General features: G+C 65.3%; 6 protein-coding genes. 4 read left to right on the top strand and 2 right to left on the bottom strand.

Annotated elements, in window-relative coordinates; genetic code table 11:
* Nucleotides 1–195: 195 nt before the first annotated feature.
* Nucleotides 196–5,028 (top strand): TIR domain-containing protein, encoded by a 4,833-nt coding sequence (locus ACZ5WW_RS01055; RefSeq protein ID WP_377170287.1) that lies wholly within the window; start codon nt 196–198, stop codon nt 5,026–5,028.
* Between the two features lie 275 nt (nt 5,029–5,303).
* On the opposite strand, the gene ACZ5WW_RS01050 is transcribed toward ACZ5WW_RS01055, so the two are convergent.
* Nucleotides 5,304–7,895, bottom strand: coding sequence for a S8 family serine peptidase (locus ACZ5WW_RS01050; protein WP_377170289.1), 2,592 nt, complete (start codon nt 7,893–7,895; stop codon nt 5,304–5,306).
* Between the two features lie 206 nt (nt 7,896–8,101).
* On the opposite strand from ACZ5WW_RS01050, the gene ACZ5WW_RS01045 reads away from it, so the two are divergent.
* Nucleotides 8,102–10,864, top strand: a complete 2,763-nt coding sequence (locus ACZ5WW_RS01045; RefSeq protein WP_377170291.1) for a toll/interleukin-1 receptor domain-containing protein — start codon at nt 8,102–8,104, stop codon at nt 10,862–10,864.
* A gap of 60 nt (nt 10,865–10,924) precedes the next feature.
* Here the strand turns inward: ACZ5WW_RS01045 and ACZ5WW_RS01040 are convergent, their stop codons facing one another.
* A complete protein-coding gene (locus ACZ5WW_RS01040; protein ID WP_377170293.1) occupies nt 10,925–12,400 on the bottom strand; it encodes a type II secretion system protein GspG in 1,476 nt (491 codons plus the stop codon).
* A gap of 323 nt (nt 12,401–12,723) precedes the next feature.
* Between ACZ5WW_RS01040 and ACZ5WW_RS01035 the strand changes: the two genes are divergently transcribed.
* Together ACZ5WW_RS01035 and ACZ5WW_RS01030 are read left to right on the top strand one after the other, a co-directional pair.
* On the top strand, nt 12,724–16,737 hold the full coding sequence (locus ACZ5WW_RS01035; protein WP_377170295.1) for a toll/interleukin-1 receptor domain-containing protein: 4,014 nt from the start codon (nt 12,724–12,726) through the stop codon (nt 16,735–16,737).
* Between the two features lie 75 nt (nt 16,738–16,812).
* Nucleotides 16,813–19,548, top strand: coding sequence for a TIR domain-containing protein (locus ACZ5WW_RS01030; protein WP_377170297.1), 2,736 nt, complete (start codon nt 16,813–16,815; stop codon nt 19,546–19,548).
* The last annotated feature ends 1,558 nt before the right edge of the window (nt 19,549–21,106 follow it).

Genomic DNA, 21,106 nt, shown 5'->3' with positions numbered 1-21,106 from the left:
TCATATTTGAATGGCGGAGAGACGATCAGGGGTGAGGTGCAGTGCCTGCGCATTTCAGCGCGTTTTGCATGCCTGCGTCAAGCATTGGGAACGGATAAAGTCTTGCCATTTTCAAGAAATCTCAATAGTAGCTGCCGGGATGCCAGGTTAGCTCTCCGCCTGCCGAAGCCCAGACTTTATTTAATTGAACCATTGATGAGTGCTTCATCCACCTCCCACAATGAGGCAGGCCAGCGACATTACGCGGTCTTCATCTCCTACCGGCATGCGGACAACAAGGAGTCGGGCCGCCAGTGGGCAAACTGGCTGCACGACACGCTGGAGGGCTACGTGGTGCCGCCGGAGCTGGTGGGCACGGCGAATCTGCGCGGGGGCCAGGTGCCGGCCTCGCTGTACCCGGTTTTTCGGGATGAGGCGGAGCTGCCGGCGGATGCGGACCTGAGCAACAACATCAAGCTGGCGCTGGAGCGGAGCGATCTGCTGGTGGTGCTGTGCTCGCCACGGGCGGTACAGTCGCGCTATGTGGCGGAGGAGATCCGCTACTTCAAGGAGCTGGGGCGGTCCAGCCGCGTGCTGGCGCTGATGATCGACGGTGAGCCGAATGTGACGGATGATGCGGGAAAGTCCGGCCTGGAGTGCCTGCCGGAGCCGCTGCGCTACGGGGCGGCGCGGGAGGATGGCAGCGTGGACTGGAGCGTGCGGGTGGAGCCGATCGCGGCGGATGTGCGGCCGCAAGGGAGGCCGGAGCAGGGCTGGACGAGCGCGGCGCTCTACGGCCGTGAGCTGAAAAAACGGCAGCCCGCGCTGGGCAGCCGCGAGGTGCGGGAGGCGGTGGTGGAATATGAGAAGCGGCTGAACGAGGCGGTGCTGAAGATCGTGGCAGGGGGCCTTGGCGTGCCGTTTGGCGTGCTGACACAGCGCGACCAGGTGCGTGCGCTGGCGGCGGCGCGGCGGCGCGGGCGTGTGCTGATGCGGCTGGCGGCGGGCTTTGCCCTGCTGGCACTGGCGGCGGCGGTGGCGGGCGTGGTGGCGTGGCAGATGCGGGGGAAGGCGGAGCGCAGCGAGCTGACAGTGCGGCAGAATGCGGGCAGGTCTGAGTTTACGACGGCCACGGACTGGATGCGGCAGGGCGTGGGGGACAAGGCGCTGGCGCATTACGCGAAGTCGTTGAGGCTGGATCCGCACAACTCCTCCTCCGCCTTCTGCATCCTGACTCTGCTGGGGCGCAAGAGCTGGCCGGTGCTGCTGCGTGAGTTTGCCGGGCCTCACATGGTGCGCCGCATGCGCCTGCTGCCGGATGAAAAGCGCCTGGTGACTGCGCGGGCGCTGGATGCCTACAGCGTGATGGGCAAAGCAAGCCTGCAGGTGTGGGACTGGCGGACGAGCCAGCTGCTGACGAGGCCGCTGGAGGTGGGGCGCCGTGAGGTGGTGGACATGCGGGTGAATGCCGCTGGCACGAAGGCGCACCTCACGCTGGTGCACAAGGGCATCGATGAAACCCATGTCACGCCGCTGCCAGCGGGAGCCCTGCACCCGTTTTCTTTTGCGAAGGATGACGAGGCGCACGCGAAGCCACTGCAGTGGCTGAGTGCCGACGAGCCGCTGCCGCTGAACAAGGACATCGTGCCGGCGGGAGATCAGCGCGTGCTTTTCAAGACGGCGGCGACGGGGCTGCGCCTCTGCGAAAACTTCAGGCACGAGAGCGCGGTGACCGCGCAGGATGCGCTGCACGGCCATCTTTTCGCCACGGGAACGGCTCTGGGATTTGCGCGGGTGTGGACGCGCACGGACGCGCCATGGCCCACGGTGGCTGTGGCGGCCCGGAAGCCTGCCCAGGCCGGAAACACCGAGCCTGTGCCGCCGGGGCCGTTTCAGAGCGACTCGAACACCGAGGGGCAGGACGAGCTCTTTGCCACCGCTCCGGATGGCAAAACAAAAGTGTGGGGCAGGCGTGATGGCAGCCGCCGGAAGCCCTACCTGGAGCTGGACGGCAAAAAGGTGCCGCTCGACATCACCACCTATGGCGGAATGTATGTGGCCAATTTTTCCAACGACGGACGTCTGCTGGCGCTGCGCACCGCCTCCGGTCTCCTGGGGAGCTCAGCCTCCCTGAGCGGCCTTTATAACGACGGTGCCTCGCTCTACGATGCGCGGACGGGTGCGGTGCTGCGCTCCAAGCTGCCGCATGACGGCTGCTCGTGGACGGGTTTTGACCACAGCGGGCGCTGGCTCATCACGCTGGGGAATGGCAGCATCCAGTGCTGGGACAGCACCACGGGAGAGCGCAGCGGCCCGGCTTTCCAGCACCCCGGCGTCTCATGGATGGCGACGGACCCGAAGCGCCCGAACCGCCTGCTGAGCTTCAGCGAGCACGGGCAGCTGCGCATCTGGGACGTGGAGAAAGGTGTGATGCTTTACGAGTCCGACTGGCCGGCAGGTGACAGCGCCAAGGCGGTGCCCGGCGCGGAGGCACTGCACAGCGCGGCGCTGGACCCGGAGCGCCCCTGGTTCATCCAGCGGGAGCCCGGCGGCATGGTGTTTCGGAGTCTGGAGACGGGAGATCCGCTCACGGATGTGCTGCCGCATGTGTCGCTGGAAATGAATCCCGGCTACGAGCAACTGGTGCGCCTGCTGGGATGGGACGCAGTGCTGGCAAAGGACTTCTCTGCCGCTGCTGAAGCGCTGGCCACCGCCGCCGAGGCTGTCGCGGGCCTTTACGTGAACGACTTCGGCATCATAGCCCCGCTGCGTGACACCGCCGCGGCTTTCCAGAGGGTCGAAGAGCTTTTGAAGCCCGCACAGCCGGGTGAGAGCACCGCCGTGCATGCGCTGCTGGGAAAACTCACCGGCCAGCCGCAGCTGCGCCCGCTGCTGGAGACGCCGGCGGCAAAGCTCGCGGAAAATGCCGCGGAGGGCCGGGCGGTGATGATTCTGCAAAAAGCGGTGGAGGAGTCGGCCATGCAGCATTGGGAGGACCACACGGCGGAGCTGCGCTGGGCGGTGGACCAGGAGCGCATGCAGAACATGCGTGAAATCTTCCAGGAGGCACGGCGCGCCGCACCTGCGCCTGCGGAGCGCCTGATCCGCGAACTGCAGGCGCTGTGGGCTGAGCGCACAGATGCCATGGCCCTCTTTCTGCGTGTGGATGAAGGTGACCGCAGTCCCGAGGTGCTGGCGCAGGCGATGGAGTTGCTGGTGGAGTACCAGACGCTGCTGGATGCGGATGAAAGAACTCCTTTCAACTACGCCGCCCCCGAAGACCTGCGTGACAGGCGGCTGCGCTATGAGGAGCTGCAGCGCAGTGCTGAAGTGTGGAAGCTGCCCCTTCCCTCCGGTCCTTACGCTTCGGCGAAAACGGGCGGTCTGCTCGCGACGGGAGAGGAGCAGGTCTATCACGCACTGGACAAGGTGCTAAACACCCAGCCCTTCCCGAAACTGGACGTGGCCACGCTGCGCTCCTGGTATGAGCCGCTGCTGAAGGAGGCTGTGCTGCAGCCGGACCGGCGGGCGTCCAGCCGCTATTTCCGTGCAGAGCCGCTGCTGGAGTGGCTGGCACGGCCGGACGAGAAACCCGGCGCGGAGATGCTGGAGCGCCGCCTCGCCTTTGCGGAAAGCCTGATTGGCGATTTTACACGCCATTACCAGGCGCTGCTGCTTATCAAGGAAGGTGTGCGCCCGCATGTGTCTGCCAAGGAGCCGCTGGGAAAGCGTGCGCTGAGATCGCAGATCTGGATTTCGCGCCGCATCGCGCGGCAGGAGGGCTGGAGCGAGAGCGCCGCAGTCATGGACTCCATCTTTCCGCTCGTCTCCGAGTACCTGGGCAGCGGGGGCGCGTTTGAAGAGATCGTGAATGGCAGCACGGACGCTTTCGAGCAGAGCCTGGTCAGGAACCTGGTGGCGGACGTGAGATTCCCCTTTGAGCAGCTGCCCGCAGGACTCCAGACGAAGTATGCGGGCCTTCTGGCGCGCTATGGGGAGGACAGCCTGCAGCCCAGGGCCGCAGCCCTTCTGCAAGCCGCGATGAAAGCAGGCCCGCTCGTGCCGGAGCAGGTGGCTGCGCTGGGCTCCGCGCTCTACCGCGAGAAAAAATACGCCGAAGCCGCCCCGCTGCTGCGACAGGCGGCGGAGACGCTGCCCAAAAGCGGTGGCCTTTTCGAGCTCGCCCCCATCCTCTACCGCGAGTGCTACGCCTGGCTGCACACCGGCGCTGACAATCTGGTGGAGGCAGAGGCTGCGGCGAAGAGGCATGTGGCGGCATTTCCCGCCAAACCGGAGGGGCATTACTTCATGGGCCAGGTCCTGGAAAAGCGCGGGCTGCACGCCGCGCAGATGGCGGAGTTCGTTCTGGCGGTGAAGGCTGCGATCCGAGGCGGGCCTTCCTACTCCGACTATGTGGTGGATGTGCTGGGCAAGATTGACTCCGCCTGCACCAAGGCGGGCACACCGGCTGAAGCGGAGGCTGTTGCGAATCAGCTCATCGCTGAATTCCCGAAAAATCCCGAGGGTCATCGCTTCCTCGGAGGCATTCTGCAAGGTCGCGAACAGCCTGCCAAAGCGGCGGCGGCCTTTGCCTACGCCGTGAAATTTGCCCAGGAACAAGGCACGTACGCCTACCCTCTCACCTACGTGACCGGCGTGCTGCGCCAGCTGGGCACCGCGCTGGGCAAGGCGGGAAACCTTGCCGATGCTGAAAAAGCCTTTGACCATGCCACCGGCCTCCTGCCGCAGGATGGCGGAGTGGCGCGGCAATGCGGCTGGGCGGCCTTCAACGTGGGGCTCCACGCCAAGGCCCTGAGCTACTGGCAGACAGCCCACAAACTGCTGGGTGAAAAAAATGAGGATGCGATGGCAGGCGTGGCCGTGGGCCACTGGTCCACAGGAGACAAACCTGCGGCGGTGGCTGCGTACCAAAAGCTCATCGCGCTGAATGCGGACTACGGCAAAGCCGACTACGTGGCGAAGCTGGACTGGACAAAAGCGGAGGTCGCCGTCATGACGGAGATCCTGGCGGCGCTGCCGAAGCCGTGAGGCGCAGATTGCGCATGCACCAAGCTCATTCAGCGGGGCTGCCGCCCACATCCTGCGGCACGGCGCTCCCGGCTGAGATACCACGATCTATGGGAAACGGGTGTGAGCAGGCTTGTGCACGAGCAGCCTGGATGTCTGGACTGCAGGTCGGCCGTGTTTGGCGTCGAAGGCGTATTGCAACGAATGGCGGCATGGCAAGCTTTAGACCAGATGCCACTGGATCGTGCTATGAAGCGGCTTGCTGCTGGCGCGGGTCGTGCGCGGCGTGAGCGCTCTCAGTTTTTCCCGCGCCACTGCTCCTGCACCCAGGCGTCGTCCCAGGCGGTGCCGGGGCTGGGGGTTTGCCTGTCCAGGCTGGTATTTTGTGTCATGACGACGACCCAGTGGCTGTCGTACCCGGTGCAGTGGGTGATGCGGTAGCCTTTCTTTTCGTGCTCGGTGATCCACTCCTGCGGCCAGGGGCCGGGGCCGGTGAGGACCTGCTCTCCATACGCGGTGCCCTGGGTCATGATGACGGACCAGGTGTCCTGGCTGCGGTCTTTGCTGTACTCGTCTCCGGCGAGGCTGGTGATGCGGTAGCCGGCTTTCATGTTTTGGGAGATCCACCGGCTGCGCTCTTCATTCCAGGGGCCGGGGAGGTGGTAGCGCTGGTCCTTCCAGCCGGTGCCGGCGGTGAGGACGAAGACCCAGGAGGTGCTGAAGCCGGCGTGGCTGGTGATGTGGTAGCCGATGCTGCGGAGCTGGTCGATGGAGGAGGGGTCGAAGTCGAGGCCGAGGAGCTTTTGCTCGCGTGCTGTGCGGCCGGTGGCGGACATGACGACGCGCCATTTTTCGTTTTCGCCGCCGAGGCTGGTGATCTCCCAGCCGTCCTGCCACTTCTGCTTGATCCAGTCGAGCGGGAGCTTGCCGACGGGGTGGGCGGCCTGCTGGGTGAAGCCGGTGCCGGTGGAGGTAATGATGCGCCACTGAGTGGCGAAGCCGCCGATGGCGCTGATGCGCGCGCCTTTGTCTGCGGGGGTGGTGGTGAGGGCTTCGTCGTCGGTGTGGTCGGGGGTCTCGGGCTCCGGGGGGGCTTCGTCGCTTTTTTCTTCGGCGGCCTGACGTGGCGGGGTGAGGGCGGCGAGGGTGAGGTCGGCACGGGAGCCGGGCTGCCACTGCGCGGCGAGGGCGAGTGCGGCCTGCGGATTGACGACGCCACTGGTGGCGACCGCTTCCTGCAGGGACTCGAGCGCGGTGACGGAGCGCTCGAGGATGAGGCGCACATCCACGGCGGTGAGCTGCGGGTGCTCGGTGCGGATGCGTGCGGCGAGCCCGGCGACGGCGGGCGCGGCCATGGAGGTGCCGGACATGAAGCCGGCCTGGTCTGCGAGGAGGAAGGAGAGGATTTTTTCTCCGGGGGCGGCGACCTGGACGCTGGCGGTGCCGTAATTGGAGAAGTCGGAGAGCTTGTTCTCTGCACTCACGGAGGCGACGGTGATGACGTTGGGGAAGAAGCGGGAGAGGTAGGCGGGGGACGGGTAGCCGGCGTCGTTGTCTTCGCTGTCATTTCCGGCGGCGAGGACGAAGAGGACATCGGGGTTTTGATGGATCATGAGGGCGAGCTCGGCGGCGGCATTGACGAGGAGCTCCAGGCCGAGGTCTCCGCAGAGGTCGAGCCCGATGGGGCAGGTGTAGTTTTCGATGGAGTCGGGGTCCATGCCGTGCTCCTGGTAGATGTCCTTGATGTCTGAGGCGACGCCGGTGAACCATTTGCGCGACTGCATCCAGCTGAGGTTTGCGACGCCGGCGCCGGTGCTGCGGAGGTAGGCGCTGCGGCGTGCGCCGTGCTTCAAGGCGTCTGAGAGGAGGGTCTTGCGGAGCTGCATGACGAACTGCTCGTAGGTGACGGTGCGGGGGGCGAGGCGGTGCGCGAGGGCGATGAGGTCTGTGACGGCTTCCTTGGGGGTCTGAAAGCGGCCGTGGATCATGCCGTGGACCTGGGCGGTGCTGTTGCTGGCTTTGAGGACGATGCCTGCGACGTGGGTGCCGTGGGAGGCGCTGACGAGCATGTTGGTGAAGGTGAGGTCGTCGATGTCCACGCCTTCGTCCATCAGGGTGTCGAGGCCGAGCTGGCGCACGAGGGGGTTCTCATAGCCTTTGCGGAGGTCGTCGAGTTTCAGGCCTTTCCATTCGGTGCTGCCGGTGTCGTAGGACTCGACTTCGCTGCGATTGTAGAGGGTGACGAATTTGCGCAGGAGGGTGGCGCTGGAGCCGTCTGCCATGTTGGCCATGAGGGGGGCGCGGAGGGGCTCGTCTGCGGCGGCGTTCCAGCCGTAGATGTCGTCGATGAAGCCGTTGCGGTCGTCGTCGAGGCCGGGCTTGCCGGTGGCTTCGGCGGTGTTGGTCCAGTAGCGGGGCTTGATGTCCTTGTGGTCGTGATCGATGAAGCAGTCGCTGATCATGACGAGGCCGGGGCGTGTGATTTTTGCGGGGGCTTCGGGGTGCTCCTGCACGAAGGAATAGCAGCGCAGGAGGAGATTGACGGCGGAGAATCCGGCGGCGTCTTTCTTCAAAAGGTCGCGCGCTTTTTTGCCGGACTTGTCGGTGAGATTGGCATCGGCCCCGGCCCAGAGGAGGGCGCGGCAGATTTCAAAGCTGCCGGCCTTGGCGGCGAGCATGAGGGGCGTCTCGCCGCTGGCATTGCGCACGTCCGGCTTGGCGGAGCTGAGGAGGAGCTGGCGGACGCGGTCGGTGTCTGCCTTTTCGACGGCGGTGAGGAGTGCGGCGGGGTCCCCTGCCCCAGTCTGCGCGCGCAGCGGTTGAATCCAGCTGACTGAAAGGGCCAGGGTGCTCAGGATGACTTTGCCAAGAGAAGGAGAAGGAGCCATGGGTGCGAGTGGAGCATAGGGAGCATGAAGTGACCAGCCCTAAATGACGGGCTTGCATTTAAGCAGAGCGCCTGCTTGATGGCGGGCATGAGCCCGAGAATGAATGAGGGGGAGCGCGGCGCGAGACAGTGCGCGGTTTTCATTTCCTGCCGGCATGCGGACAATGCGGAAACAGGTGCGGTGAACGGACAAACCCATTTCAATCAATGCCTGCCGACACGATGAGCTGCCAGTACTTTGCCTTCATCAGCTACAGCCGGAGGGACAGCCGGGTGGCGGCGTGGCTGCAGAAGCGGCTGGAGTGGTTTCGCTTTCCGGTGAAGCTGGTGCCGGTGGAGCGGAGGCCGCCGCATGAGCGCTATGTGCGGCCGATCTACCGGGACAAGACGAACCTGGAGGTGACGGATGAGCATTACTGGAAAAACATCCGGTGGGCGCTGGAGGAGTCGCGCTACCTCATCGTGCTGTGCTCGCCGCATGCGGCGGGGTCTGAGCCGGTGGACATGGAGGTGAGGCATTTTTTGGAAACGCATGGCGGGGACACGAGCCTGCTGGCGCCGGTGATCGTGAGCGGGAATGTGATGAGCGCGGGCGCGGATGGGGCGCTGTGCCCGGCGCTGCGGGCGCTGGGGGGCACGCTGACGGACCGCAATCTGCCGACGATGGTGGCGGATGCGGCGGGCACGGAGCAGGCGGCGTGGGAGGATGGCTTTGTGTCGCTGATCGCCTACCTGCTGCGGCTGGAGCGCACGGCGGTGGGGGACCACATCCAGCGTGAGACGCGGCGGCAGGCGGCGGTGCTGCGCCGCTGGCTGGTGGCGGTGGGGGTGCTGGCGGTGTGCGCGGTGGGTGCGGGGGTGGTGGCGCTGAAGCAGCGGAGCATGGCGCTGGCGAATGAGCAGAAGGCGCTGGTGCTGCTGTCTGAGACGCTGGTGTCGTCCGCTGGGAGCTCGCTGCTGCAGGGGCTGGCGGGGCGGGCGCGCAGCCAGCTGGATGCGTGCCCGGAGGGGCTGCGGTTTGCGGAATGGCGTAGGGTGGCCGGGCAGGTGCCGCGTACGGAGCTGCGGCTGGAGCATGCGTGGTGGTGCCAGAGGGTGGCGGGGGATGCCGGGTGTGAGAACGTGATCACCGAAAGCCGCGACGATGGTGTGCTGCTGTGGACGAAAAAGAACCGGTACAAGGAGGCTGCGCTGCTGTCTGCGGAGGCGGGGCCGGGCTTTGCGGCGGATGCGGCCTGCGCCCGGGTGCTGACTTTGGCCAAGCCTGCGGCGGTGGTGCTGCATGAGGTGGCGACGCGCCGGGTGCTGCGGCGGATCGCGCTGGACCTGCCGGAGGAGACGAGGCTGATGAGCCTGGTGCTGAGCGCGGATGGCCGGCTCCTGGCCTGGGCCACGGAGGATGAGGTGCATGTGGCTGCGGCGGATGGCGCGGACGCGGCGGTGGTCTCGCGGCGCCCGGGCTTCAAGGTGCGGGAGCTCTCCTTTGGCGGGGCGCGTGGGCGCTGGCTGATGGTGCGTGGCGGGGAGGCTTCTGAGCTGGTGATGGTGGAGGAAGAATCCGCAGCGCTGAAGCTGAAGAGCAAGCCGCTGGCGGGCCGGGCATGGCTGGCGGCAGGGGCGGACAGAGTCGTGGTGGCGGCGGCGCAGGGGGCTGAGGGAAAGTTTTTCGTGCAGGACGGCCCGGGCGCCGACGGGGGGCGGAGCCTGGAGGTGGCGGGGGCCTACGGGGTTTCGGCGCTGAGTCCGAAGGGGGACTTTGCCGCCTTCAGCCTGGGCCCGGGAAAACTGGCGCTGCTGAATGTGGATAAAGGCCAGGTGCTGGTGCAAAATACCATTTCCACAACCCGGACGAACGACGCGATGGCGTTTTCCCAGGCGGGGGATTTGTTTGGGTACGACAAGGGCGGCGGCCGCGTGGAGGTGGTGAAGCTGCCGGGCGGGGAGCGCCTGGGGACGATCTGGACGCATGAGACCGTGATCAATGCGGTGGCGTTTTCCCCCGATGGCCGGCGGCTGCTGACGGGGGGAGATGACGGCCTGGCGCTGATGTGGCCGGTGGAGGCGGTGCGGAACGATGAGGCCATCGCGCTGCCAAAGGATGCGTGCGACATGCAGACGGGCTCGCTGGATCTCTCGCAGGACGGTGCGCGTGCGGTGCTGTGTGATGACGAGCACGGGACGGTGACGGTGTGCGATGTGATGAGCGGGCGCTGCACGACGGTGCCGTGCGCGGGGGTGAAGGCGGTGCAGGCCGGGAATGGCACGGGGGGATTTTGGGCGGCGTGCGACGGGGCAAAGGCGGGGGTGTTTCGTTTTGGCGCGGAGGGACGCACTCCGGTGCGGGTGATCGACGGGAGCGGCTTTTTGTGTCTTTCGGCGGATGAGGGCACTGCCTCCTGTGTTTCGCGGGGCGGGCATCCTGCGTTTTTTGATGCGACCAGCGGCGCGATGATCCGCGAGTATGCGGAGATCGAGGGTGCGCCGCCGCACGGGGCGGTGATGAGTCCGGACGGTGAGCATCTGGTGGTGAACCTGGACTATGCGGACATTCGTGTTTTGCGGCGGTCGCAGCACTCGGTGCTGAAGCTGGCGCTGCCGTCCACGGTGCGGAATCCGGGGATGGCCTTCTCCATGGCGGTGAGCCAGGACTCGACGATGCTGGCGGCGGGCTTTGCGTTTGGGGAGCTGTGGATCTTCCGGCTGAGCGACGGCGCGGTGCTGCACAAGCTGAAGGCGTCTGACTTTCACGTGTCGGGCGTGTGCTTTGCGGATGAGGACCGGCGGCTGATCTCGCTGGGCTCGGCGGGAAATCTGAACTTCTGGGACACGCGCACGGGCCGGGGTGTGCTCTCGGAGATAGCCACGGAGGCGAATGAAGACCCCTGGGTGTGCTACCTCCGGGCGGACAAAAGCCGGCGGTTGCTGGTGACCCTGGACGGGACAGACCTGCGGGTGATCCGCCTGCGCTGACGCCCGCGCCGCCTGCCGTGCGGGATGCGTGAGCGTGCGGCGCAGGCTGGCTGCCGGGAGCTACTGCGCGTTGAAGTTGCCGATGTCGTCGGCGGTGCCGTCGATGCCGTCGGGGCCGGTGCTCCAGAGGTCGTAGGGGTCGGTGGTGGAGCGGCGGGCCGGGGACTCGTAGCGGTAGGGGTGTGACCAGGGGTCCATGGGCAGCTCTTCGAGCAATTTAGTCCAGTAGCGCGGAACGGGCGCGAAGGAGGGTCTGAACAAGAGGGCGTCGAGCCCCTGCTCTGTGGTGGGGGGCTGCCCGCCCCTGGCCTGATACATCGTGAGCGCCATTCCGATCTGCGACATGGCCGCCTCTGCCTTGGTGATCCTGGCCCTGGCGATGTTTTCACCGGCGGAGGCGACCATCATGATGGTGGCGACGATCATGAACAGAATGGGGGAGGCGAGGATGGTGAGCATGAGCGCGAGCGAGCCCCAGAGGCGCTTTGCAGAGGGCGGGCCTGCGGGATTGACCGCGAGGGCATCGAGCCGCTGCCGGCGGGCGCGGCACCAGGCGACGCGGTAAAGATGCAGTGCCTCCAGGCCGAGCAGCCCAAAGCCGAGCATGCGTGCCCAGGGATGGATGAGGTACAACAGGCCGCCGCCTGCGGCGAGAACGAGCTGCTGCAGCAGGGCCTGCACCCAGGCGCGGTCGATGGGGCGCACATCCCAGTTTTCAGGGCCCACTTTGCCATGCACAAAGGCGAGGGCCTCTGGTGTGACCGAGGCTGTGCCCGAGGGGATCTGGGCCAGGAGAAACTGCACCTGCGGGACAAAGGTGGCGGCATCTGCCTGCCAGATGAGCAGCCGGAACTGGGTGCGGTCTGCCCCGAGCTGCTGGTGCAGCGTGTCTTTCCACGCTTCGGGGCTCCGGGTGGTGTCAATGATGAAGAGGGTGCGCTGCGGGCCGAAGACCTGCCAGGCGAGGCGGATCTCATCGAGCACATGGGGGGTGACGTCACGGATGTCGATGAAGACCATGCGTGTCTGGGCAAAGGAGGCGAGGAGGCGGGCCATCCAGTTGTGGTCCGGGGCGACCATCTCAAACTGGCGTGAGCCGAGGTACTTCAGGCCGGTGAAGAGGGGGCTGAGGAGTGTGACCCACAGGGATGTGCGCTCTGCGGGCGGGCGTATGCCGCCGAGATGCCAGTCGGGGCCCATGGCGGCTTTGAGCCAGGCACGCAGCTGGTCCGAGGAGGCGTCTGAACGAAAGGCACGCAGGAAGAGGCAGAGGTCTTTTTTGCCTCCGCTTTCGCTCATGAGGAGCCAGTAGGAGGCGGAGCCCATGAGCTGCAGCATGACCAGTACGGCAACAAAGATGCTGGCGTCTCGGAGATCGGAGGGCTCCATCTGCTGCCGTGCCAGCAGGATGGGCAGGGCAAAGCCCACGACGGCGAGAGCGGTGCTCCATTTGAGGAAGGTGACGGCAAAGCGGACCGAATCCAGCAGCGGACCACAGCGGCGGAGCATGACGGGGACGGGTGGGAGGGAGTTCATATTTTGAGAAGTCCGTTTAAGGGCATGCTGTGACAGCTGGCAGACGGCTGCCAGCCAGCCTGATGAGGCGTCAAAACGTTGGTGCAGGACGTTTTAATCTGCGCCGCAGGAAATTGTCCAAGGTTTTCACGATCCTCCCCCCCTGCTCTTTTCCTTTAACTGTGACGTTGAAAATTGAGGTGGGGCGGTTGAAAGGCGGGGATGGCTGAGATGAGGACACCCACCGCCCACGCCCTGAGAGTGCACGCGCTCCCCCCGTCCCACCTGCCTGCGGTCTGTGTGATGATGAAGCGGCAACCCACCCAAATTTTTTGTCAACCGAAATGACGACGTACAAATACTTCGCCTTCATCAGCTACAGCCGGAAGGACAGCAAGGTGGCTGCGTGGCTGCAGAACCGTCTGGAGTGGTTCCGCTTTCCCGTGAAACTCGTGCCGGAAGACCGACGTCCGCCGCATGAGCGCTACGTCCGCCCGATCTATCGCGACAAGACCAATCTCGAAGTCACTGACGAGCATTACTGGAACAACATCCGCCATGCGCTGGAGGAGTCGCGCTATCTGATTGTGCTGTGCTCGCCGAACTCGGCGGCATCCGACCCGGTGGACATGGAGGTGGCGCACTTTCTGGAGACGCATGCGGGCGATGCCAGCGTGGTGGTGCCGGTCATCGTCAGCGGAAACGTCACGAGCACCGGCGCTGATGCGGCGCTGTGCCCGGCGCTGCGGGCGCTGGGGGGCACGCTGACAGACCGCAATCTGCCGACAATGGTGCCTGATGCGACCACGGCGGAGCAGGATGCGTGGGAGCAGGGCTTTGTCTCACTCATTTCTTACCTGCTGCGGCTGGAGCGCACGGCGCTGGGGGACCACATCCAGCGGGAAACGCGGCGGCAATCCCGCGTGCTGCGGCGCTGGCTGGAGGTGGTGGGTGTGCTCACGCTGGTGGCTTGCTGCGCGGGCGTGCTGGCATACATCAATGGCAAGGAGGCGGTGGACAACCTCGCGGAGGCGCAGCGCAATGCCCTGCTTGCCAAGGAGCAGGAAGGCCTGGCCGTGGCCCGGGGCGTCGAGTCTGAAAAGCATGCGAGTGAGGCACGGGCGAATGCGGAGAAGGCAAGCAAAAATGCGGCGGAGGCGCGCGCGAATGCGGAGAAGGCAAGCCAGAATGCCGCGCAGGCGCAGGCGAATGAGGAAAAAGCCAACAAGAATGCGGCCGAGGCACAGAAGCAGGCGGAGAAGGTGCGGGCGCAGCTCCGGGAGGCGGCGCGCTCAGACTGGGTGGAGGCGGTGAAGCTGCTGGAAAGAGACCGGCAGAGCGAGGCCTTCGCCCATCTGGCACGGGCCCACCGGTATGATCCGGAGTTCATCCTGCCGATATCCACGGCGATGCTGGCGCTGCAGGACTGGCATGTGGCGCAGCCGGCGCTGACGATCCAGGCGGACGGTGGATTCATCAAAGCACTGTTCTTTTTCAACCACGACACGGAGATCCTGACGGTGGACAGCGCAGGCCTGGTGAGGAGGTGGAGCGCCACGGATGGCAAACTGCTGGCTGAATTCCGTGTGGAAGAGGAGGAACTGAGCAGAGCCGTGCTCTCCCCTGACGGGAGGGAGCTGCTGACCTGTGGCGCGAGGAACATCGTGGCGGTGTGGGACATCGCCACTGGCAGGAGCACGACGGAGTTCTCGGCCCACTTTGGGGACATCACCGAGGTGTGCTTCAGTCCGGATGGAAAACACATCGCCACCGCGTCCAAGGATGGCACCGCCATCTTGTTTTTGAACCGGCAGTCAAAGGGGATCGAGCTGGCACGCCGCGGTCAGCCCGGCGAAGGGCCCGGCCTGGAGCTGCCCTATCTCATCCGCCCAAATTTGCAGGGCCGCATGCTGCTGAACGGAGGACCGGCCGTGTACTACGTAGTCTTCAGCCCGGATGGCAAGACGATCGTTACGGGTGACGCAGACGGCTCGATCAAACACTGGAATGCGGCGAACGGGGAATTTCTGCGGGAGGCAACCATGCAGAACGCCATCACCAGCATTGAGTTCAGCGCGGATGGAGCACGCATGGTCACAGCTTCCAGAGACAGGACGGCGAAGGTCTGGAATGCCAAGGACGGGAAGCTGATCTCGACCCTGGCAGGCCATGAGGACATTGTTCACAGAGCGCACTTTCTCATCAGCGGCGCCACCTATCCGGTGGCTACTGCCAGCGGAGACAACACCCTGCGCATTTGGAACGGTGAAAAGGGCCAGCTTGAACTGACCCTTCCACAGCACACCGACCGTGTGCTGGACGCGATTCCCTCTCCTGACCTGGGCCGCGTGGTGCTGAGCCATTCCACGGATGGCAGGGCCATGCTGAGCGACGGCTCGTTTTCCATACGGGGGATGCAAAGACAGACAGCCTGCGAGGCGCATGGTTCGCCGGTTCTCGCCGCAAAATTCAGCCGCGATGGCTCGCACTTCATCACGGCGGGAGGCAATGGCTCGGTAATGCTGTGGGAGCCGACACGCTGCCACTTTTACGCCCGCGAACGCTCGGCTCTGGACCGGACGGAATCGATGCGAGGCGGTGTGGACTTCTCTCTCAATCACGATGGAACGATGGGTCTCACGGTACATGAAAAAGGCGCGCTGGTCCTCTGGGAGACAGCATCCGGGATGATCCGACACTTTGTAAACCTGTTTGAAACCGACCTGTGGGAGCAAGACTACAGCGAGTTTTTTTTGTGGGCGGACTGGAGCCCTGATGGAAAACAGTTCGCGACTTATTCCAGCCGCAACAAGCTGCGACTCTGGGATGCTGGCACCTGCAAGCCTGTGCGCATGCTGCTGGAGGGCACCGCACTCAACCGTGCGACGTGGGCACCGGACGGGAAGTCCATCCTCGTCGCCCGGGAGCGGAGCAGTGAAATGAGGACTGAACTGCTCAACGTGTGGGTGGATGGATCACCGCCCACGGCGATTGTGGAAACCCCCATGCAGGCGGCGCGGTTTCTGGTCTTCAGCCGGGATGGAGCCGTTTTTGCCACTGCGCACCGTGAGCGGAATCCGAATCCTGATTACTCCATCACGGTGTGGGACGCCGTGAAGCGGAAGGCACTGTGGACACTGGACAGCACGGGGGGGGAGATCACTCAGCTGGAGTTTGACCGCGAGCACCGGCAGCTGCTGACGGTGACGGATGATGGTGTGGTGAGCGTTTGGGATATGCAAAGGGGAGAGCTGGCGGCGGAATTCAAATCCGAGGACGCGGAGACCCTCGCCGAATTCAGCACAGACGGTTCACGGCTGCTGATTGCTCATGCGAAATCAGTGCAGGTGATGGACCTTGCGAGCAAATCTGTGGTGTCCACTCTGCGGGCTGATCATCTGGTGCTGATCCAGGCCCTTTTCTCCGAGGAAGGAAAGTTCATCGTGACGCTGGGGTTTGACCGCAGTGTGCGGCTGTGGGATGCCGCCACGGGGTTGCAGGTGGGTAGTTTCGGAAGGACCGGCCTAAACCCCGCGAGCATGGCTTTCAGCAAGGATGGCTCGCGGCTGATCATTGTTCACGCCAATGGAACTGGTACTGTGTGGGACATGCCGCAGATGCCAGAAGTGCTGCCGCCGTGGTGGCCGTCCTTTCTCGAATGCATGGCCAGCAGGGAATTTACCCCGGACGGGGCCATGGAGGTGCTGACACAGCCATCCTGGGCGAAGCTGCGTGCGGAGGTGCTCTCCGCGATCGGAATGGACTCCTCCAGACTGGCTCAGCTGGCGCGCTGGCATCTCTCCTCCCACGCGGAGCGGACGGTGCGCCCCGGGGATGCGCGGAGGCTGGACGAGATGTTTGACGAGATCATCTCCAGCCCAATCCAGCGAAACGTGCTCTTGATTGACGAAATCCAGCCACGGCATCCGCTGGCCTTCATCGCGATGGCTCCCGGACTCGTCGTCTATGAAGGCGGCAGCAAAGCGCAGGACAGCATTCGGCGTGCGGCGGTGGAGTTTTCCGTGAGGCATCTGCCGCCGGACGAGCCGACGTGCCGGCGTGCGTCTGAGATGCTGAAGAAACTCGGCTACGCAGATCTCTCCAAGCAGGCGCTGGCGAAGAGCAGGGCTTCCGTTTCGCTCATTCCGGTGGGTGCGGAGACGCTGCCGAAGAAAGCTGAAACGATGTCTCCCCCTGCCCAAAGCAAACCGCGAGCGCTCGAAAAGGTGAAAGTGAAGGAGGGCGATTCGTTTGTGCCCGTTCCCCTGGTGGAGCCCATGCCGCTCGGGCGGTCCGGCAAGCCTGCACTGCTGCCAGTTCCGCCGGTTCCGACGCCCAACCCCCCAGGCAAGCCCTGATTCGCCCCTGCTCTTTTCCTTTAACTGTGACGTTGAAAATTGAGGTGGGGCGGTTGAAAGGCGGGGATGGCTGAGATGAACTCGAACCCTGCTTCCACCACTTCCCCGCGACAGTACGCGGTCTTCATTTCCTACCGGCATGCGGACAATCTGGAGATGGGGCGCAAGTGGGCGAACTGGCTGCATGAGGCGCTGGAGAGCTATGAGGTTCCGCCCGACTTGATCGGGAAAACGAGTCTGCGGGGCGATCCAGTTCCGGCGTCGCTCTACCCGGTGTTTCGGGATGAGGCGGAGCTGCCAGCGGATGCGGATCTGAGCACGAACATCCGGCGGGCGCTGGAGAACAGCGGGCTGCTGGTGGTGCTGTGCTCGCCACGGGCGGTGCAGTCGCGCTTTGTGGAGGATGAGATCCGGTATTTCAAAGAGCTGGGCAAGAGTGACCGCATGCTGGCGCTGATGCTGGACGGGGAGCCGAACGCGAGTGATGATCCGGGGAAGGTGGCGAGCTTTGGCGCGGAGGCGGAGTGCTTTCCTTATCCGCTGCGGTTTGGCGTGCCGGTGGACGGGGATGCGCGGAAGATCGACTGGAATGCGCGGACGGAGCCGATAGCGGCGGATGTGCGGCCGGGCGGGCACTGCGTGCAGGGCTGGACGACGGCGGCGGCTTACCGTGAGCAGCTGGTGAAGGAGGGGAAGCTGACGGCGCGGCAGATCAATGATGCGGTGCAGGAGTTTGGGGAGCGGCTGGAACTGGCGAAGCTCAAGGTGATCGCGGGCGCTCTTGGCCTGCCGCTGGGGGAGCTGACGCAGCGGGACAAGGCCTTCCAACTGGCGAAGGCGAAGCGGCGGCAGAAGATCATCATGACGGCGGCGGTGGTGTTTGGGGTGCTGGCGGTGCTGGCGGCGGGCGCGGGATGGATCGCGTGGGAGATGCGGGGCCGGGCGACGGCAAAGGCGCATGAGCTGTCTGACACGCTGGGGATTTACTCGTTTTATGAGGGGACGAACCGGCTGACGAATCATGAGACGACGGGGGAGGCGCTGGCCTACCTGGCGCGGGGCGCGCGGGAGTATGGGAACCAAAACTGCGCGGACCGCATCCTGACCTTCATCCAGCAGCGGCCGCTGTGGGTGCTGGTGCCGTCTGACAGGAAACGGCCTGCGGTGGCGGAGCCTGCGGAGGTGCCAGCTTCTGGTATCAAGGGTCCGCCGCTGGAGGGGGTGGAGATGAAGGTGCTGATGACGGCGGCGGGGCCGGAGGGCATGACGGCGGCGGTGTGGGGGGATGAGGACACGTCCATGGGATCGCCCTGCTATTTCCGGGTGTGGGATGCGAAGGGGAAGGCGCTGACGCCGTGGATCGAGCCGAAGTTTGAGGCGATGACCCGGAGCGAGCACGTCTCCCGCATCGACTTTTCTCCGGACGGCCTGTACGTGGCGGTGTGTGTGCAGCGCTGGCGGGAGCCGGAGTTTCTGCAGGTGTTTCATGTGCCGTCTGGCAAGCAGGTGGGGGACACGCTGGAGGCCACGGGGGAGGGCTCCCATGTGCAGAGCGCGAGCTTTACGCATGTGTCCTTCACGCGGAGCCGGGCGCGCGGGGATGAGAAGAACGGGGCGCTGCTGGCGGGGAGCTCCCGCGGGGATGTGTACTGGATGGATCTGACGGTTTCCGCCGAGGGCGAGGCCACCTCCTACAAGGAGGCGCTGGTGCCGCACCACTACGCGGTGTGGGCGGCGACGCTGGTGAAAGATGGGGAGTACAAGGACGGGGATGCGGAGCTGCTGGTGTCCGGCTCCGAGGACGGGCGGATCAATCTGACGCGGGCCGGAGACGGCGCGCGCGGCGTGCAGGCGGGCACTCTGAACGCGGGGGGAAAGGTGGAGGCGGTGTATGTGGATGCGGATGGCGCGGTGGAGGTGGTGGTGGAGGGCGGCAGGCAGATGCGTCTGGTGAAGATCCCCAACCTGGACCTGGGGCTGAAGATGCCGGAGGTGCCTGAGTATGAGGCGGGGGAGTCGAAGCCGGAGGAGAGCGTGATCGCGGCAAAGAAGGGGGCGAAGGTGCAGTTCACCATTCCGGATGGGATTATGGAGGAGCAGATGGGGGTGTTTTCGAGTCCGCGGGTGCAGCCGGTGCCGCTGAGTGTGCGTGTGACGCATGCGGACAAGAGCGTGGCGTGCTACGGGGTGGACGCCTCCTACAAGAGCCGCCTGCTGGCCAAGGGGGCGGGCAGCCTGCTGACGCTGCGGGGCAGTGCGCCGCCGGTGGACGTGGGCAAAGAGATCGCGGACATCACGCCGGGGCCGGACGAGAAGGCGCTGACGGTGGGCTTTGCGGACTTCAGCTACCGGGTGCTTTCAGCCAGCACGGGGGCGCCGCTGAGCGCGCTGATGGATGAGAAGCTGTTCTTTGCGCAGGGCGGGCAGCCGGATGCGGTGGAGTCGATGCTGCTGTCTGCGTCCGGCAAGCGGCTGCTGACGCGGAGCCAGCACTGGGAGCCACCGAATGCCATGCTGAGCTATCTCATGGTATGGGACACCGCGACGGGGGTGCCGATGACGGACCGCCGGATGTACGCGGACGACGGGGGCGATGACCAGCCGTATGAGGGGCGGCTGTACATGGATGATGTGAACGCGACGGCGGACGGGATGCTGCGCCACCACGCGCAAGCGGAGGAGTTTGCGGTGCTGGCGGAGATCGCGGAGAACCTGGCCGGCCTGCGGCTGACGGAGTCGCGGGAGTTTCAGGCGGTGGCGCAGCAGCCGGAGGTGGTGCGGGGGCTGTTTGAGCGGCTGCGGGGGAAGTGATGGGCGTGGTGATGGGGGCTGTGTGCAGGAGCGGCGAGGGACCCGGGGGGCCGCACTCGGGTGTGGGTGGGTGGGCGTGAGTCACCGAGCACGACCAAAGCGGTAGCTGCGGTCGTTCCTCCCTTCGCGACCGCAGTCCAAATGGGGGCGTGCTTGCGGGGTGCTTTTGGAACCGAAGCGCAGCGAAGATAGACAGCCGCAGGCTGCCCGTAGGGTGAGCGTATCGCGCAGATGCACGGCGCAAGCCTGAATCTGAGCTACCGCTTTCGAGGGGTTCACAGCGGGCGTGGGAGCTGGGGCTGGCGAGGGTGCCACTGGCTGCCGCACTCGGGTGTGTGCTGGTAGGCGGAGTCACCGAGCACGGCCAAAGCGGTAGCTGCGCTCATTCTTCGCTCCGCGACCGCAGTCCATATGGGGAGGCGAGCTTGCGGGGCGGACCTACCATCTACCATCTACCATCTACCATCTACCATCTACCATCTACCATCTACCATCTGCCATCTGCCATCCGGCATCGCGGAAGAGTTGGTGTGGCACGTGGGGCCTCACACAAACCACTCGGCTTCCATCTGGAGGCGACACCATTCGCGGTGCTCGTTGTTGAAGAAGTGCTCGCTGTAGGCGATGTGGGCGAGGGTCTGGTTCACGCTGAAGGCGCCGGCTTTGCCGCGGGTGATGTAGTCGCCGATGGCGAGGGCTTTGGCGCGGAAGAGATTGCGGCTGCGCGGGGCCTCAAAGGCGGCGAGCCAGGCGCGGAAACCGAAACCAATGACGGGGAGCACGGCGGCGAGGGCGATGCCGAGGATCTCGAGGGTGAGGGTATTGGCGGCGGGCGCGGTGCTGGTGGCATGGGCGACATCCAAGACGGTGCCGCCGGCGGCGGTGTGGGCGGCCTCCATGGCGTGCCCGCCATGGCCGGCGCTGCCGCTGAGGATGCCGTGAAACAGCGCGTGCCAGACGGTGTGCATGCCGTGAATGAGGACGATGACGACGCTGAGGGCGAAGATCCAGAGGCCGACTTTGAAGTCCACGATCCAGGAACGGCTGTGGGCTTTGCTGGACTGGTGCTCGAAGTAGTGGCGCTGGAATTCGAGGCGCTTGATGCGGTAGTAGATGGAGATGGCCTGGAGGTCCGGGGGGGGGACGGCACAGGTGACGGCTCCGGGGAGCTCGGGGTGGAGGGTCTCTTTTTCCTGGGCCCAGTGGTGGGCGGACTTGGTGTCGATGGTGGTGAGGGCGCGGACTTCGGCTGCGAGGCGGCTCTGCCAGGCGGGGAAGTCTGACCAGAGCTCGGGCCAGGAGAGGGCGGTGAATTTGAGGATGCGGAGGCGCTCGGCGCACTGGCGGTGGGCGAGCCAGCCGTGGTGGAGATGGAAGTAGAAGCCGCCGAGGACGGCGAGCGCGGCGACGGTGACGGAGAAGGTCTCCATGAGGCCGAGCAGCATGGTGTCGCTGCGGTAGGTGAGCTGGATGATGGCGAAGACGATGCCGGCGATGCCGGGCCAGATGGCGATGGCGGCGGTGCGGCGGTGCCACTTTTGCTTTTTGAGGGCGGCGG

The sequence above is a fragment of the Prosthecobacter fluviatilis genome (assembly GCF_055388355.1).
Note: the sequence above shows the minus strand (reverse complement) of the source record. Positions and strands in the feature narration are given on the sequence as shown.